Source organism: Rhodococcus sp. 2G (assembly GCF_001886355.1).
GTDB classification, from domain to species: Bacteria; Actinomycetota; Actinomycetes; order Mycobacteriales; family Mycobacteriaceae; genus Rhodococcus; species Rhodococcus pyridinivorans.
The window spans coordinates 1,434,877-1,451,153 of the sequence record NZ_CP018063.1; the positions used below are offsets into that span (position 1 = coordinate 1,434,877).

The 16,277-nt window shown below is 69.3% G+C and carries 15 protein-coding genes; 9 read left to right on the top strand and 6 right to left on the bottom strand.

The genetic code is table 11. The features are described from left to right. Positions 1 to 100 precede the first annotated feature (100 nt). The 5 genes from secD (at position 101) to BO226_RS06800 (ending at position 7,826) form a co-directional block, all read left to right on the top strand. The gene (gene secD / locus BO226_RS06780; RefSeq protein ID WP_071934858.1) at positions 101 to 1,897 is read left to right on the top strand and encodes a protein translocase subunit SecD; all 1,797 of its coding nucleotides are present in this window, start codon (positions 101 to 103) and stop codon (positions 1,895 to 1,897) included. Positions 1,898 to 1,899: 2 nt separating this feature from the next. Next, positions 1,900 to 3,102 (top strand): protein translocase subunit SecF, encoded by a 1,203-nt coding sequence (gene secF / locus BO226_RS06785; RefSeq protein WP_232238067.1) that lies wholly within the window; start codon positions 1,900 to 1,902, stop codon positions 3,100 to 3,102. A 1-nt stretch (position 3,103) separates the two neighbouring features. After that, positions 3,104 to 4,855 carry an ABC transporter substrate-binding protein gene (locus tag BO226_RS06790; RefSeq protein WP_083543592.1) on the top strand — a complete coding sequence of 584 codons (1,752 nt, stop codon included), beginning with the start codon at positions 3,104 to 3,106 and terminating at the stop codon, positions 4,853 to 4,855. Beyond that, the gene (locus tag BO226_RS06795) at positions 4,852 to 5,409 is read left to right on the top strand and encodes an adenine phosphoribosyltransferase (RefSeq protein ID WP_006551396.1); all 558 of its coding nucleotides are present in this window, start codon (positions 4,852 to 4,854) and stop codon (positions 5,407 to 5,409) included. The genes BO226_RS06790 and BO226_RS06795 overlap by 4 nt, the downstream gene beginning before the upstream one ends. A 104-nt stretch (positions 5,410 to 5,513) precedes the next feature. Continuing rightward, the gene (locus BO226_RS06800) at positions 5,514 to 7,826 is read left to right on the top strand and encodes a RelA/SpoT family protein (protein WP_024100749.1); all 2,313 of its coding nucleotides are present in this window, start codon (positions 5,514 to 5,516) and stop codon (positions 7,824 to 7,826) included. 91 nt (positions 7,827 to 7,917) lie between these two features. Here the strand turns inward: BO226_RS06800 and BO226_RS06805 are convergent, their stop codons facing one another. Both BO226_RS06805 and BO226_RS06810 read right to left on the bottom strand, forming a co-directional pair. Then, positions 7,918 to 8,700, bottom strand: a complete 783-nt coding sequence (locus BO226_RS06805; RefSeq protein WP_071934860.1) for a peptidylprolyl isomerase — start codon at positions 8,698 to 8,700, stop codon at positions 7,918 to 7,920. Continuing rightward, positions 8,700 to 9,575: a peptidylprolyl isomerase gene (locus BO226_RS06810; RefSeq protein WP_071934861.1), complete on the bottom strand. Its 876-nt coding sequence runs from the start codon at positions 9,573 to 9,575 to the stop codon at positions 8,700 to 8,702. The genes BO226_RS06805 and BO226_RS06810 overlap by 1 nt, the downstream gene beginning before the upstream one ends. 149 nt (positions 9,576 to 9,724) lie before the next feature. Here BO226_RS06810 and BO226_RS06815 point away from each other — a divergent pair, with 149 nt between their 5' ends. The 3 genes from BO226_RS06815 (at position 9,725) to BO226_RS06825 (ending at position 12,419) form a co-directional block, all read left to right on the top strand. Continuing rightward, positions 9,725 to 10,408, top strand: coding sequence for an MBL fold metallo-hydrolase (locus BO226_RS06815; RefSeq protein WP_198040650.1), 684 nt, complete (start codon positions 9,725 to 9,727; stop codon positions 10,406 to 10,408). A 105-nt stretch (positions 10,409 to 10,513) separates the two neighbouring features. Then, entirely contained in the window at positions 10,514 to 11,788 is a 1,275-nt protein-coding gene (gene hisS, locus BO226_RS06820; protein ID WP_024100753.1) for a histidine--tRNA ligase, read from the top strand. Next, positions 11,775 to 12,419: a hypothetical protein gene (locus BO226_RS06825; protein ID WP_170318498.1), complete on the top strand. Its 645-nt coding sequence runs from the start codon at positions 11,775 to 11,777 to the stop codon at positions 12,417 to 12,419. The genes hisS and BO226_RS06825 overlap by 14 nt, the downstream gene beginning before the upstream one ends. A gap of 27 nt (positions 12,420 to 12,446) precedes the next feature. On the opposite strand, the gene BO226_RS06830 is transcribed toward BO226_RS06825, so the two are convergent. Both BO226_RS06830 and BO226_RS06835 read right to left on the bottom strand, forming a co-directional pair. Next, entirely contained in the window at positions 12,447 to 13,670 is a 1,224-nt protein-coding gene (locus BO226_RS06830; protein ID WP_071936378.1) for a hypothetical protein, read from the bottom strand. Next, positions 13,670 to 14,005 carry a type VII secretion target gene (locus BO226_RS06835; protein WP_071936377.1) on the bottom strand — a complete coding sequence of 112 codons (336 nt, stop codon included), beginning with the start codon at positions 14,003 to 14,005 and terminating at the stop codon, positions 13,670 to 13,672. The genes BO226_RS06830 and BO226_RS06835 overlap by 1 nt, the downstream gene beginning before the upstream one ends. A gap of 197 nt (positions 14,006 to 14,202) precedes the next feature. On the opposite strand from BO226_RS06835, the gene BO226_RS06840 reads away from it, so the two are divergent. After that, positions 14,203 to 15,231 carry an Rv2578c family radical SAM protein gene (locus BO226_RS06840; RefSeq protein WP_071934863.1) on the top strand — a complete coding sequence of 343 codons (1,029 nt, stop codon included), beginning with the start codon at positions 14,203 to 14,205 and terminating at the stop codon, positions 15,229 to 15,231. Between the two features lie 20 nt (positions 15,232 to 15,251). Here BO226_RS06840 and BO226_RS06845 read toward each other — a convergent pair whose 3' ends face one another. Next, complete coding sequence (locus tag BO226_RS06845; protein WP_024100756.1) at positions 15,252 to 15,695, bottom strand: acyl-CoA thioesterase; 444 nt, start codon at positions 15,693 to 15,695, stop codon at positions 15,252 to 15,254. 108 nt (positions 15,696 to 15,803) lie between these two features. Further along, the gene (locus BO226_RS06850) at positions 15,804 to 16,268 is read right to left on the bottom strand and encodes a MarR family winged helix-turn-helix transcriptional regulator (protein WP_024100757.1); all 465 of its coding nucleotides are present in this window, start codon (positions 16,266 to 16,268) and stop codon (positions 15,804 to 15,806) included. Positions 16,269 to 16,277: the final 9 nt, after the last annotated feature.

The following is a 16,277-nucleotide window of genomic DNA, read 5'->3' on the forward strand; positions in this document are numbered from 1 at the left end:
GCGACGCACGGTTTCGGCACCGGAGTCTCCGGTGCCGGTGCCGAGCGCCGCGCGACTGCACCCGACCACCACTCACTCGCATCGAGGAGACTGACAGACCGTGGCACCTTCCAACGGATCGGTGCATCCCGTGCGCGCTCTCGCCCTGTTCGGGGTGATTCTCGCCGCGTTGTATGCACTGGTCTTCTTCACCGGGGACAAGTCGCCCACCCCGAAGCTGGGCATCGACCTGCAGGGTGGCACCCGCGTCACCCTCACCGCGCGAACCCCCGACGGGAGCAGCCCGAGTCCGGACAGCCTCCGCCAGGCCCAGCAGATCATCGAGACCCGCGTCAACGGGCTCGGTGTGTCGGGTTCGGAGGTGATCGTCGAGGGCGACAACCTCGTGATCACCGTCCCGGGTGAGGACAGCGCCCAGGCCAGGACGCTGGGCCAGACCGCCCGGCTGTACATCAGGCCGGTGATCGGGGGACCGATCGACGCGAACATGACCGCCGAGGATCTCGCCGAGCAGCCCGGTGCCGGTACCCCCGAGGGAGGGCTGCCCGCAGAACCGGCCCCTGCCGAACCGGCACCCGGTGAACCCGCGCCGGCCGACCAGGCTCCGCCCGCCGACGCACCCGAACCGCAGGGACGTCCGTTCCCGGCGCAGGATCCCACCGCGCCCACCGATGCCCCGGCACCGGCCGAGACGCCCGAGGCCCCCGTCGAGGCGCCCCAGGCTCCGGCCGAGCCCTCCGGAGCCCCCGAGGCTCCCGAGAACGACGGCTCGCTCACGCCGCAGGAACAGGCGGCTGCAGACATCGCCACGGCCAAGGCCACCCGTCAGAGCGAGGACCCCGCCGTGCAGCAGGCGGCGGCTCTCGCCCTCGACTGCTCCGCGGCCGACCCGCTCGCCGGCAACGACGACCCGGCGCTTCCGCTCGTCGCGTGCTCGACCGACGGCACCGCGATCTACCTGCTGGGCCCGAGCATCATCGACGGCCAGCAGATCGAGGACGCGACCTCCGGTTTCAATCAGCAGCAGTCGCGCTACGAGGTCAGCCTGACCTTCGACAGCGAGGGCAGCAATACGTGGGCGCAGTTCACCGCCGCGAACATCGGTCAGCAGGCCGCCTTCGTGCTCGACTCGAAGGTCGTCAGCGCGCCCGTGATCCAGGGCGCCACCCCCGCCGGCAGCGCCACCTCGATCACCGGCCAGTTCACGAATACGCAGGCCGCAGAGCTGGCGAACACCCTCAAGTACGGGTCGTTGCCGCTGTCGTTCGTGGCATCCGAAGCCGAGACCGTCTCCGCCACTCTGGGTCTGGCTTCGCTCGAGGCCGGGCTGATCGCCGGTGCGGTGGGTCTGGCGCTGGTGCTCCTGTTCTGCCTCGCGTACTACCGGATACTCGGACTGCTCACCGCGCTGTCGCTCGTTCTCTCGGGAATGGCGGTCTACGCGGTCATGGTGCTGCTCGGCAGATACATCGGGTTCACGCTCGACCTCGCCGGCGTCGCCGGTCTGATCATCGGTATCGGCATGACCGCCGACTCGTTCGTCGTGTTCTTCGAACGGATCAAGGACGAGATCCGCGAGGGGCGGAGTTTCCGTTCCGCGGTGCCGCGCGGCTGGGCACGGGCCCGCCGCACGATTCTCTCCGGTAACGCGGTCAGCTTCATCGCCGCCGCCGTGCTCTACGTCCTGGCCGTCGGTCAGGTCCGCGGCTTCGCGTTCACCCTCGGCCTCACCACGATCCTCGACGTCGTCGTCGTGTTCCTGGTGACCTGGCCGCTGGTGTTCCTGGCCTCGAAGTCGAAGTTCTGGTCCAAGCCGAGCGTGAACGGTCTGGGCGCGATCCAGCAGGTGGCCGACGAGCGTCGTCTCGTCGCCGCGACCGCTGCGAAGGAGGCGTGACGATGACCGACACGACCACGACGACGGCCGCGCCGCAGCACAGCCGACTGTCCCGTCTGTACACCGGCACGGGCGCCTTCGAGATCGTCGGACGCCGCAAGCGGTGGTACATCGTCACCGCGGTGATGGTGTTGATCGCCCTGCTCAGCATGCTGCTGCGCGGATTCAGCTGGGGTATCGACTTCGAGGGCGGCACCCGCATCCAGATGCCGGCCGTGCCGGGCGTGTCCGTCGAGGAAGTCGAGACCGTCTTCAGCGACACCATCGGCTTCGAACCCGAGGCGGTGCAGACTGTCGGCGCCGGCGACGGAGCGACCGTCCAGATCCGGTCGGAGACCCTCGACGGCGAGCAGGTCGCCGAGTTGCAGACCGCGCTGTTCGAGGAGTTCCAGCCCGCCGGGCCGGACGGTGAGCCGTCCCGCAACTCGATCAGCGTCGCCGACGTCAGCGAGACGTGGGGAAGCCAGATCACCAACAAGGCGCTCATCGCGCTGGTGGTCTTCCTCGTCATCGTCAGCATCTACATCACGATCCGATACCAGCGGAACATGGCGATCGCAGCGATCACCGCCCTGTTCTTCGACATCATCGTGACAGCGGGTGTCTACGCCCTCGTCGGCTTCGAGGTCAGTCCTGCGACCGTCATCGGTCTGCTCACGATCCTCGGTTTCTCGCTCTACGACACGGTCGTCGTCTTCGACAAGGTCGAGGAGAACACCCGCGGCATCCTGCACCTGCACCGCCGCACCTACGCCGAGCAGGCCAACCTCGCCGTCAACCAGACGCTCATGCGCTCGATCAACACCACGATCATCTCGGTGTTGCCGGTGCTGGCGCTGATGGTCATCGCGGTGTGGCTCCTCGGTGTGGGCACGCTCAAGGACCTCGCCCTCGTCCAGTTGGTCGGCATCGTCGTCGGTACCTTCTCGTCGATCTTCTTCGCGACCCCGTTGCTGGTTACGCTCGAGGAATGGCGTGGTCCGGTCGCGAAGCACACCCGCAAGGTGCTCGCCAAGCGGGAGGAGGCCGCCGCCCGCGCGGCGAAGGCCGGGACGACGGCCGGATCGCAGTCGGCCGACGCGGTCGACGCAAAGGTGGCGCCGACGGTGCAGGGCGCCGGATCCCTGCCCGACCGGGCGACGGTCCGTCGCGGCCCTGCCCCCGGGGCACGACCCACCGGAAAGCGCGGCAAGAGAAGGTCCTGACATGGCGGTGAGCGAGCGGAACGACCCGACGACGAGGCGGTCGCCGAGGCGCCGCGGCACGCTCCTCGCGTGCGCGGCGGTGGCCTCGACACTCGCGTTCTCCACCGTCGCGTGCGGCACGGACGAGGAACCGGTGCACTCGATCGGGTACGCGATCGACAACACGGTGACGACCTACAACGCGAACACCGTCGACGGTGCGGCCTCGGGCGCGCGCCAGGCGTTCGCCCGGGTGCTGCCGGGCTTCGGCTACGTCGGTCCGCAGGGCCGGGTGATCGCGGACACCGACATCGGCACTGCCTCGGTCGTGCCCGGTGAGGGGCTCACCGTGCAGTACCGCCTGTCGCCGGACGCGGTCTACTCCGACGGTGTGCCCATGTCCTGCGACGACCTCGTCCTGGCCTGGGCTGCGTCGAGCGGACGCTTCACCGCTCCCGACGAGTCCGGCGAGCAGGTCCCGCTGTTCGACGCTGCCCATCGTGGTGGTTACGCCGACATCGACCGGGTCGACTGTCAGCCCGGGTCGAAGGAGGCCACCGTCGTCTTCCGACCCGGCCGCGAGGACACGAACTGGAAGGCGCTGTTCGGGGCCACCGAGCTGATGCCGGCCCACGTGGCGGCAGGAAGGTCGGGTGTGTCCGACTTGGTCGGAGCGATCACGGCGAACGACACCGAGGCCGTCCGGCGCATCGCGGAGTTCTGGAACACCGGCTGGACCCTCACCCCGGGTGAGATCGATTCGGCGCTGTTCCCGTCCGCGGGCCCGTACCGCCTCGAGTCGTACACCGCCGAGGACGGCCTGACGCTCGTCGCGAACGAGCGGTGGTGGGGGAACGCCCCGGGCACCGACCGCATCGTCGTCTGGCCGCGCGGCACCGACACGTCCGCGGCCGCGGAGGACGGCCGCATCCACGTCGTCGACGTGGCCGAGGGATCCGTCGGCCACAGCAATCTCGGCGACGACGCCGACGTCTCCACCGTCGTCTCACGCAACCTCGAACAACTGGTGTTCGCCACGAGCGGGGTGTTCCAGAACCCGGCGGCGCGTCGCGCCGTCGCCCTGTGCACGCCTCGCACACAGCTGTTCGACGAACTCGGCGTGTCCGACGAGTCGAACGGCGTCACGGGCCCGATCACCTCGCGGCTCCTGGCGCCCGACTCGCCGCTGTACCCGCAGACCGTGCCGACCGCCGAAGGCTACGCCGAGGTCGACATCGACGCCGCGCGTTCCGAACGTGAGGCCTCCGGTCAGGACCGCATGCAGGTCCGCATCGGCTATCTCGGACCGGACGAGCGCCGCGCGCGCACCGTCGAGTTGATCGGCGAATCCTGCCGCGAGGCGGGCATCGAGATCGTCGACGCCGGCTCCGACACCTTCACGCCGTCGCAGCTGACGGCGGGGGAGGTCGACGCGATCCTCGTCGGGACGGCCACGGCCGCCGGTGCCGGTGGCGCCGCCGACATGGAGCACGCCCGCGACGCATTGCACTCCGGGGCCGGCAGCAACGTCGGCGGTTATTCGATCGGCCGCGTCGACGAACTGCTCGACGGCCTGCTCGTGGCGAAGGACAACGCGGCCATCGCGGGACTCGCGACCGAGGCCGAACGCATCCTGTGGGGCGACGTTCCCACCCTGCCCCTGTTCGCGCAGCCCCGCACGATCGGGTTCGCGGCGGGAATGCATGCCGGGGTGCCCAACCCGACGACCGCGGGTGCGGGCTGGAACATGGACCGGTGGATACTCGGAGGATGAGCGCTCAACGGATCGGCGATACGCGGCTCGTCGAAGAAGCTGCCGTGGCCGTGGCCGAACACACCCGATGGGTCGACGATTTCCCGACCGCGGGTGTCCGTTTCGCCGACCTGACGCCCGTCTTCGCCGACGGACCGTCCTTCTCGGCCGTGATCGCGGCGCTGGCCTCCGCGGCACCCGACGCCGAACTCGTCGCCGGTATCGATGCGCGCGGCTTCCTCCTCGGCGGCGGCATCGCCCGCACCCTGGGGGTGGGCGTGCTCGCCGTCCGCAAGGCGGGCAAACTCCCGCCGCCCGTCCAGACCTGTGAATACAGCCTCGAATACGGCACCGCCGCGATCGAGATCCCGGGCGACTGGATGGCCCTGCAGGGCCGCAAGGTGCTCGTCGTCGACGACGTCCTTGCGACCGGCGGAACCCTCGCCGCCACCGTCGAACTGCTCGAACGCGTCGGCGCCGAGGTCGTCGGGATCACCGTCGTCACCGAGATCGAAGCCCTCGGCGGCCGGACGCGACTGCAGAAGTACCCGCTGACGTCTCTCATGCGGATCTGAGGGATAGAGTTGCCACAGGTGCCGGTGAACCCGCCGGACCCGTACGGTCCGGACATGCGCATCGGTGACGAACCGGGTTCGCAGCCGCGACGGGAGGTTGAGGCATGACCCAGAATCTCGATCGGTCCCACAATTCCGGTCAGAACCCGACCCCCACACCGGCATCGACCTCCGCGTCGAGGCGGGTACGCGCGCGCCTGGCGCGACGCATCACCGGTCAGCGGGGCACGAGCCTCAAGCCGGTCCTCGAGCCGCTGGTCACCATCCACCGCGAGCTGTACCCGAAGGCCGACCTCTCGCAGCTGCAGCGGGCCTACGACGTCGCGGAGGAACGGCACGCCAGCCAGAAGCGCAAGTCCGGCGATCCCTACATCACCCACCCGCTGGCGGTCGCCACGATCCTCGCCGAACTCGGCATGGACACCACGACCCTCGTCGCGGCACTGCTCCACGACACCGTCGAGGACACCGGGTATACGCTCGAGCAGCTCACCGCCGAGTTCGGTGAAGAGGTCGCGCATCTCGTCGACGGCGTCACCAAACTCGACAAGGTCGTGCTCGGTTCGGCCGCCGAGGGCGAGACCATCCGCAAGATGATCATCGCGATGGCGCGCGACCCCCGGGTGCTCGTCATCAAGGTCGCCGACCGTCTGCACAACATGCGGACCATGCGCTTCCTGCCTCCCGAGAAGCAGGCCCGCAAGGCACGCGAGACCCTCGAGGTCATCGCCCCGCTGGCTCACCGCCTCGGGATGGCGACGGTCAAGTGGGAGCTCGAGGACCTCGCCTTCGCGATCCTTCATCCGAAGAAGTACGAGGAGATCGTCCGGCTCGTCGCGACCCGCGCACCGTCGCGCGACACCTACCTGGCCACCGTCCGTGACGAGATCGGACGGACACTCTCCGCGTCGCGGATCGACGCGGTCGTCGAGGGCCGGCCCAAGCACTACTGGTCGATCTACCAGAAGATGATCGTCAAGGGCCGCGACTTCGACGACATCCACGACCTGGTCGGCGTGCGCATCCTGTGCAACGAGATCCGCGACTGCTACGCGGCCGTCGGTGTCGTGCACTCGCTGTGGCAGCCCATGGCGGGACGGTTCAAGGACTACATCGCCCAGCCGCGCTACGGCGTCTACCAGTCGCTGCACACCACCGTCATCGGTCCCGAGGGCAAGCCGCTCGAGGTGCAGATCCGCACGCACGAGATGCACCGCACCGCAGAATTCGGCATCGCCGCGCACTGGCGGTACAAGGAGACCAAGGGACGCCACTCGGGTGATGTCGCCGAGCTCGACGACATGGCCTGGATGCGGCAGCTCCTCGACTGGCAGCGGGAAGCGGCCGACCCGGGGGAGTTCCTCGAATCGCTCCGCTACGACCTGGCGGTCAAGGAGATCTTCGTCTTCACGCCCAAGGGCGACGTGATCACGCTGCCTTCCGGCTCGACGCCCGTGGACTTCGCGTACGCCGTGCACACCGAGGTCGGGCACCGCTGCATCGGAGCCCGCGTCAACGGCCGCCTCGTCGCCCTCGAACGCAAGCTCGAGAACGGCGAGGTCGTGGAGGTCTTCACCTCCAAGGACCCCAACGCCGGCCCGAGCCGCGACTGGCAGTCGTTCGTCGTCTCACCCCGCGCCAAGGCGAAGATCCGGCAGTGGTTCGCCAAGGAACGTCGCGAGGAGGCCCTCGAATCCGGCAAGGACGCCATCGCGAAGGAGGTCCGTCGCGTCGGTCTGCCGCTGCAGCGCCTGATGAACGCCGACCTGATGGTCGCGGTCGCCAAGGAACTGCGGTACGCCGACGTCTCGGCGCTGTACACCGCGGTCGGTGAGCACCACGTCTCGGCGCACCACGTCGTGCAACGGCTGGTCGCGCTGCTCGGTGGCGTCGGTGGCGTCGAAGAGGAACTGGCCGAGCGGTCCACACCGTCGACCATCCCCACCCGCTCGCGGAACAGCGGCGACTCCGGTGTCCTCGTGCCGGGCGCACCGGGGACGGTCTCGAAGCTCGCCAAGTGCTGCACGCCCGTCCCCGGCGACGAGATCATGGGCTTCGTGACCCGCACCGGAGCGGTGAGCGTGCACCGCACCGACTGCACCAACGCCGGGTCGCTGCGGGAGCAGTCGGAGCGCATCATCGAGGTGCAGTGGGCGCCCTCGCCGTCGTCGGTGTTCCTCGTCGCGATCCAGATCGAAGCTCTCGACCGGCACCGTCTGCTGTCCGACGTGACGAAGGCACTCGCCGACGAGAAGGTCAACATCCTGTCGGCCTCCGTGACGACCACGGGCGATCGGGTCGCGGTGAGCCGGTTCACCTTCGAGATGGGCGACCCGAAACATCTCGGGCACGTACTCAACGTCGTCCGCAACGTCGAGGGCGTCTACGACGTGTACCGGGTGACCTCGGCAGCCTGACCGAATCCGTCTCGGTCTCGCGCCGGACGACGACATCCCGCCCCGGAATCTCCGGGACGGGACGTCCGTACGTTCCGTGCGAACGGGGGTGTCAGGACCCGACGGTCACCGACTCGATCTGCACCGCGCGGTTGGGGGCACCGCCGCCGGCCGCCATCGATCCGTCGTCGCCCTCCGCCGCGACCTCCTCGATCACGGCGAGTCCGTCCTCGTCGACCGTCCCGAAGACCGTGTAGGTGGGGGGAAGCTGCGAATCCTCGTAGACCAGGAAGAACTGGCTGCCGTTGCTGCCGGGCCGGCCCGTGTTGGCCATCGCGACCGTGCCGCGCGGGTAGATCACCGGCTGGCGCAGCTGGGCGTCGCCGGGTGCGTACACGTTCTCCGGGTACTCGGTGTCGAAGCCGTAACCCGGCCCGCCCGTGCCGGTGCCCGTCGGGTCGCCGCACTGCAGCACCTGCAGACCCGGTGAGGTCACCAGCCGGTGGCAGGGCGTGTCGTCGAAGTAGCCCTGCTCCGCGAGGGACACGAAGCTGTTGACCGTGCACGGTGCCGCGGCACGGTCGAGTTCGACGCCGATCACGCCGACGCTGGTGGTGATCTGCGCGGCAGCAGCGCCGGTGGCGGAGACGTCGTCCGAGGCGGGGGCGGTCACGTCGCGTGCGGCGTCACCCGAGGCGTCGTAGGTGCACGAGACGGAGTCGGTGCCGCTGGGTCGCTCCGGTAGTTCGCCCGTGTAGGCGGGGGACTGCCGGTCGGCGGCGGACGCCGGTGCCGACGAGCTCGCGGCGGTATCGGTGGACGAATCGTCGGAGCACCCCGTGAGCAGGAGTGCCAGCCCGGCGCCGGCGGCGAGGGCGGTGCGCAATCGGATCATCAGTCCATCCTGACCGACGTGAGGGTGGTCTCCAGCGCGGGGGCACCGTCGGCGGCTCCGCCTGCGACGCCGGCCGCGGCGATCTTGTCGAGGGTCGCGAGACCGGTCTCGTCGATCGTGCCGAAGACGGTGTACTGCGGCGGCAGCACCGAATCGCCGTACACCAGGAAGAACTGGCTGCCATTGGTGTCCGGGCCGGCGTTGGCCATCGCGAGGGTGCCACGCGGATAGGTCATCGGTTCCTGCGCGGCGGGATCGTCGGCGGCGAACTGATCGGTGGGGAACTCGTTGGCGAACTGGTATCCCGGACCGCCCGACCCGCTACCCGACGGGTCGCCGCACTGCAGGACCTGCAGGGACGGCGAGGTAGTCAGACGATGGCAGGCCGTCTCGTCGAAAAAGTTCTGCGAGGCCAGCGACAGGAAGCTGTTGACGGTGCACGGCGAATCGTCGTTGTGCAGGATCAGGCCGATGTTCCCCTGGCTCGTCTCCATGCTGACGCTGATGTCCGTGTTGCCCTCACCGGTGGTGCGGATGCCCTCGGTGCGCGGCGGCTCTGCCGGCTTCGACGGTTCGCGGCCGTCCGCGGTGTAGGAGCAGCTCACCGTCTCGGGCAACGGCTCGGACCGGCCGTCGGGGAGCGCGGCGTACTCCATTTCCGAACCCGAGGTGTCGTTCGACGCCGCCTCGGTGGCCGTGTCGTCGCCCCGGTCGACCGCCCACAGAGCAACACCGGCGCCGACGACCACGATCACTCCGAGCGCGGACAGCGCGATCGTCATGCGGCGCCGCTTGCGCTCGCGTTCGGCTCGACGCTCGAGCTGCCGTTCGAGTTTGCGTTTCGCGGCCTGGCGCCGTTGTGCGTTGCTCGGCACTGCAGTAGTCCTCCCGTGAACGATCGATGTGGTCCAACCGACTTCGAAGCAGACCCGAGTCTGCCACCCGGGACCGGCAACCCGCGGGCAGGGCGCAACGCATAGTCTGTAGGAGACCTCGAAGGCTTCCACCCGTAGGAGCGATGCTCGTGCTCGTGACCGGATTCCCTGCCGGGATGTTCCAGACCAACTGCTACATCCTCGCGCAGGACAACGCGAAGGAGTGCGTCATCGTCGATCCCGGCCAGGACGCCGCCGAGCCGCTCGTGGAGTTCCTCACCGGATCCGATCTCACGCCCCGGGCGGTGCTGCTCACGCACGGTCACCTCGACCACATGTGGTCGGCGCAGCCGGTGGCCGACCGGTACGGGATCCCCGTCTACATCCACCCCGACGACCGGATGATGCTCACCGATCCGCTGCAGGGCATGGGGTCGAGCCTCGCCCCCTTCCTCGACGGCGTCGAGTTCGTCGAACCGCAGCAGGTCGTGGAGTTCGGCGACGGAGACGAGATCGAACACGCCGGAATCGAGTTCGTCGTCGACCACACGCCCGGACATACCCGCGGCTCGGTCGTCCTGCGCACGCGCACCACCACCCCGGACGGGGCCGCCCTGAACGTCGCGCTCACCGGCGACACCCTGTTCCAGGGGTCGATCGGCCGCACCGACCTGCCCGGCGGCGACCACGCGCAACTGCTCGACTCGATCGCGCGCAAGCTGCTCGTGCTCGACGACGGCACCAACATCCTCCCCGGACACGGCGGAGCGAGCACGATCGGGCAGGAGCGGGTGTCGAATCCCTTCCTCACCGGCCTGGCAGAATCCCGCTGACGGCACGAACACCGACGCATCGACACCGACGCATCGACACCGGCGCACGAACACCGCGATCCGTCCGGTGACCAACCGAGAGAATCCCGAGAGAAGGCAGTACCAGTGAGCAAGGCCTCCACGTTTTCGGCGCCGAAGGGTGTGCCCGATTACGTTCCCCCGCAGTCGGCGGAGTTCGTGGCGGTACGGGACGGTCTGACCCGTGCCGCACGCCTGGCGGGGTACGGGCACGTCGAACTGCCCATCTTCGAGGACACCGGCCTGTTCGCTCGCGGCGTCGGCGAGTCCACCGACGTCGTCACGAAGGAGATGTACACCTTCGCCGATCGCGGTGAGCGCTCGGTCACGCTGCGTCCCGAGGGCACCGCAGGCGTGATGCGCGCGGTGATCGAGCACGGTCTCGACCGCGGTCAGCTCCCCGTGAAGTTGTCCTATTCCGGGCCGTTCTTCCGCTACGAGCGCCCCCAGGCGGGCCGCTACCGTCAGCTCCAGCAGGTCGGCGTCGAGGCGATCGGCATCGACGATCCCGCGCTCGACGCCGAGGTCATCGCGGTTGCCGACGCAGGATTCCGGTCGCTCGGACTCGACGGATTCCGCCTCGAGATCACGTCCCTCGGCGACGAGACCTGCCGTCCGCAGTACCGGGAGAAGCTGCAGCAGTTCCTGTTCGCGCTCCCGCTCGACGAGGAGACGCGCCGCCGCGCCGAGATCAACCCGCTGCGCGTGCTCGACGACAAGCGCCCCGAGGTCCGCGAGATGACCGCCGACGCGCCGCTGATGCTCGACCATCTCTCGGACACCGCTCGCGCACACTTCGACGAGGTACTCGCCCACCTCGACGCGATCGGCGTCCCGTACGTCGTCAATCCGCGCATGGTGCGCGGCCTCGACTACTACACGAAGACCACCTTCGAGTTCGTCCACGACGGGCTCGGCGCCCAGTCCGGCATCGGTGGTGGTGGCCGCTACGACGGGCTCATGGAACAGCTCGGCGGCCAGCCGCTCTCGGGCATCGGTTTCGGGATCGGCGTCGACCGCACGGTTCTCGCGCTCGCCGCCGAGGGCAAGACCGCCGGCAGCCCCGCGCGGTGCGAGGTGTACGGGGTGCCGATGGGCGACGCCGCCAAGGTCGCCCTCGTGCCCATCGCGCACAAACTGCGCGCCGCGGGTGTCCGCGTCGACCTCGCATACGGTGGGCGCGGCCTCAAGGGCGCCATGAAGGCGGCCGACAAGTCCGGTGCCGTCGTCGCGCTCGTGCTCGGTGACCGCGAACTCGAGGCAGGTGAGATCGTCGTCAAGGATCTGCGCAACGGCGAGCAGCACAGCGTTGCACTCACGGACGTCGTCGCCCGTGTGGGTGAGGTCGTTGCCGGCGCATGACGACCGGGACGGTGCCGCCGTCCCGCTCGATCTGATCCCGTCCCGGCTGCTCCGGCCACGCGCCCGCAGGATCGCGCTGCTCGCGCTCGCCGTCGGCGTCGTCCTCGGCGTTCTGGTCTGGATCGTCGCGCCCGGATGGGTCGCGCTGCTCGTCGGGGCCGTCTTCGCGGTGCCGCCGGCCGTCGGTGCGTTCCTGGCCACGCGTCGGCACCTGCTGCTGCGCGGCACCGTCGTCACGCTGTCGGGGGCGTTCCGGTCGCGCAGTGTCGATCTCGCGCGACTCGCCGGTGTCGAACTGATCGTCCGGGTGGGCGGGGTATCGCAGGCCGTCGTGCGCGTCAACGACGGTGAGCACAATCTCGTGTCGGTCCCGCTCGCCCTGTACGCCAACGGCGGCGGTCGCGAACTCGACGTGCTGGCCCTGCGAAAGCTCGCGGATGCGCTCGCCACCAGCGAGATCGCTCCGGCGGCGGCGATCTCGTCGGTGCTCGTCGAACAGTTGCGGGCCGAGGCCCGCGACGCCGCGCTCGGCGAACGCCCGCTCTACCGGGCGATCGAACTCGCGCGCGGCGCCGGCCGGGTGCCGCAGACGACGCTGACCGACCACGAGGTCGCCTCCCTCGTCGACTGACAGGCTCGTCCGATCGACGAGTAATGCTCAGCGGTCGTCGTGCGAACCGATCACGGCGGGAACGACCAACGGCAGTTCGCCGACGACCTCGGTGCCCTCCGCGGCGGCACTCAGCAGACGGGTGGGGGAGCGGTGCTCCTCGTCGTCGGACCCGCGAGCGGACGTCGCGGGGACCATCCCACCGGTCGAGGGTGCCCTTCCCATCGCGCTCGCGCCGGTCGTGGCCGGTGCACTCCCGCCCGAGCCCGAGCCCGGGGCGGTCGGAATCGGAGCGGCGGCAGGCACACCCGCAGTTCCGAACGCGGCCCCCGCGGTGCCGTGACCGGTGACCACTCCGGCCGACACCGTTCCGGCCGATCCCGCGACCGCCGCACCGACGGTCGGAACCGCCGCGTGTGCGGTGGGCGCGGTCGCCGCGTAGGCGGTGGGAGTGGTCGCGGCGTGCGCGGCGGCCGTGAACGGCGCTGCGACACTCGACGCCACATCGGTTGCGGCCGTGGCGACCGTGCGCATCTCCTGCACCCCGGCCACGGCCACCGGCGCGGGCACGGGAATCGGCGTGGTCAGCGCCGTCATCGCGGCGGTGTGGACCGTCAGCTCGCCGCGGGTACGCGCAACGACGGCCAGGGCAGCCTGGAGATGCTGCGCGGCGGACGCCAACAGGGCGGCCTGGCCCGGCGGCGTCGCGAGAGCCGGTGCGGCCGCCATCGCGGTGGCCACGAACGACTGTGCGATGCCGGTCAATTCGATGTTGCCGCGTTCGACGGTCGCCGTGGCGGCGCGGGTGACGTCGCCGATCCGGTCGCCGCGGTCGGCCAGTTCGAGGGCCGACTGCTGCGCGCGCACACCGTGACCTGCGGCCTCGTCGGCCGTTGCTCCCTCCCACGACTCCGGAAGTGCGTGCAGCGCACTGCGTCCGAGCATCGTGGCGGTCTCGAGCAGACGCGACCCCTGCTGCAGGATCGCCGACGGATCGAGCGAGTCGAGGATACCGGTGCCGAACATCGAGCAGAGTTCGGTGAGCGGCCGCACGATCGTCTCGAGATCGGGCAGCACCGGTACCGGAATCGATTCGAGCAGCTCGATAATCGAATTCGCCTCGAGGACGGGCAGACCCGGCTCGGGAAGAACGGGTTCCGGAAGTACCGGCAGCGGTGCGTCGAGGACCGGTCCGATCGGCGACGCGCGGAGAGCGTCGAGAACGGTCGGTGACGCTGCGGGTGTTGCGGTGTCGATGACCGATCCCTGCATCACAGTCCTCCCGCAGCGTCGGCCAGCGCCGAAGCCGTTCCGGTGTCGGTCGTTTCGTAACCGGTGGCCGCCTCGTGTGCTGCGATGCCGTTGGACGCGTAGGCCCACGACAGTTGCGCGACGGCACTGGTGTGCTCGGATTGGGCCGTGGCGAACACCGCGAGGAACTCTCCGCCGATGAGTCCCAGAGCAGGACTCAACGCGGAGATGTTGGCCTGCAGATCGAACGTCCCCGCCTGCGCCACCTGCTCGGCCGCACGAAGATTCGTGGCCCCGAACGCTCGAATACCATCGGGCACCACCCGGATTCCGGCACCGGGAAACAGACCGCTCATCGAACCCCCCATCGAAGATCAGTGTGGCGAGCACTGTAACTCGAGCGCACCGGGCGAGCCACCGGACCCTCGGCCGCCTGTGGATGAACGGATGGGAATGCCGATGTATTCGTTGCACCGCGAGTGCGCTCCGTCCGATCGACCACGATGCCGAACGATCTGTTGACAGCGAATAGCACACATGTTCGACTGGAGGTATGAGGTGGGCGGGTCAGACTGTGGATGCGGACGACGGAGCTCTGCCGGGCCTCGAACGGGCCGGTCTCGTCCGTAGTGTCCGCACGCCGGAGTTCGAGGGAGTCACCTTCTACGAGGTGCTGTGCAAGAGCGCGCTGAACAGGACGCCGGAGGCCTCCCGGTTGCCGTTCCGGTACACCGTCAACACGTTCCGGGGCTGCACCCATGCCTGCCGGTACTGCTTCGCCCGGCCCACGCACGAGTACCTCGATCTCGACGGCGGGCACGACTTCGACTCGCAACTGGTCGTCAAGACCAACGTCGCCGCCGTCCTGCGCCGCGAACTCGCGCGACGATCCTGGACCCGGGAACACGTGGCGCTCGGTACCAACACCGATCCCTACCAACGGGCAGAGGGGCGCTACCGGCTGATGCCCGGAGTCATCCGGGCGTTCGCCGAATCCGGCACCCCCTTCTCCATTCTCACGAAGGGCACGCTGCTGCGCCGCGATCTTCCGCTGCTGTCGCTGGCGGCCGGTCAGGTCGATGTGTCGGTCGCGGTGTCGCTCCCGATCGGCGATCCCGAACTGGCCGCGCACATCGAACCGGGCACACCGTCACCGAAGGCCCGTCTCGATCTCGTGAAGGCGGTCGTCGACGCCGGATTGTCGTGCCACGTCATGGTCGCTCCGGTGCTGCCCTTCCTCACCGACTCGCGACAGCACCTCGACACGCTGTTCGGCTCCCTCGCCGCCGCCGGCGCGTCGGGGGTCACCGTAATACCGCTGCACCTGCGCGGCTCGACCCGCGGGTGGTTCCTGTCGTGGCTCGCGCAGGAGCATCCTGCCCTCATGAGACGCTATCGCCGCCTCTACGGACGGGGCGCGTACGTTGCTCCGGAGTACTCGCAGTGGTTGGACGAGCGGGTCGCGCCCCTGCTCGAACGTCACCGCCTCGGGGTCCGGGCGTCCGCTCGGCGTGAGGAGAGGGGTGCGCTGCGCGCCGACGAACGCGTCCCCGAACCCGAGGCGGCGCTCACCCTGTTCTGAGGCGGTTCGTGGGCGGCGCGTCAGTCGTCGTATGCGAGCCGGACCTTCTCGAACGCCACGCGCGATGCTTCGGAGATCGGTTGCGAGCCGCCTTCGGCGGCGGTGCCGACGTCCACCGAGTCGGCGAGCGCGACGCACCGGCCGTGCTGGAACAGGGCCGAGCCGATCACCACCGACGATGTCCCGATGCGGTGGACACCGGTGGCGATGACGATGTCGTGCGGATAGAACACCTCGGCCAGGAAGTTGATCTCGATCTTCGCGAGTACCGCACGCTCGAAGGGGTAGGTATCGCCCAAGGCCGACGACACGGCCTCCATGACGAGGACGCGGGCCTGCTCGAAGTAGCGGGCGATCGAGACGTTGTTGATGTGTCCGAGCGCGTCGGTGTCGCCGAACAGGGGCGTGATCGTGCGCTGCAACGGATACAGGTCGAGCGAGGTGCGTCGCGGGTCGTGCCGCATGGGAGGTACCGCCTTCGGAGGTCGGGACTGTGACCCGGTCAACATATCCGTGATCCGATCGACGTCCCGCTCCGGAGGTGCGGACGGAGTTCGCTTCGGGGCGGAGGCCTACCGTCTGCCGTCGATCATGCGATCGCGCATGCGGGCGAAGACCTCGGTCATGGGGGCGATGTCGGCGGGGGAGAGCAGGTCGAACATGTTCTCGCGGACCGCCCCGACGTGGCCGGGACCCGCCTCGGCGAGTCTCGCGTAGCCGACGTCCGTGAGTTCGGCCCACGCGCCGCGTCGGTCGGATTCGCACTCCACGCGCCGCACCCACCCCGCGTTCTCCATGCGGGAGACGGCGCGGGTGATGCCGCTGCGGGTCGTGGTGCTCGCGTCCGCGAGGTCGCGCATGCGCATCCGGCGGTCGGGTGCCTCGGACAGCAGGACCAGGATCTCGAAGTCGGTGAAGGAGATGTCGGAGTCCCGCAGCAGCTGCTTGTCGAGATTCTGGAACAGCAGGCGCGTCGCATCCAGATAGGCGCGCCACAGGCGCTGCTCGTCGTCGCTGAGCCACTTCGCTTCTCCCATAATCTCCAG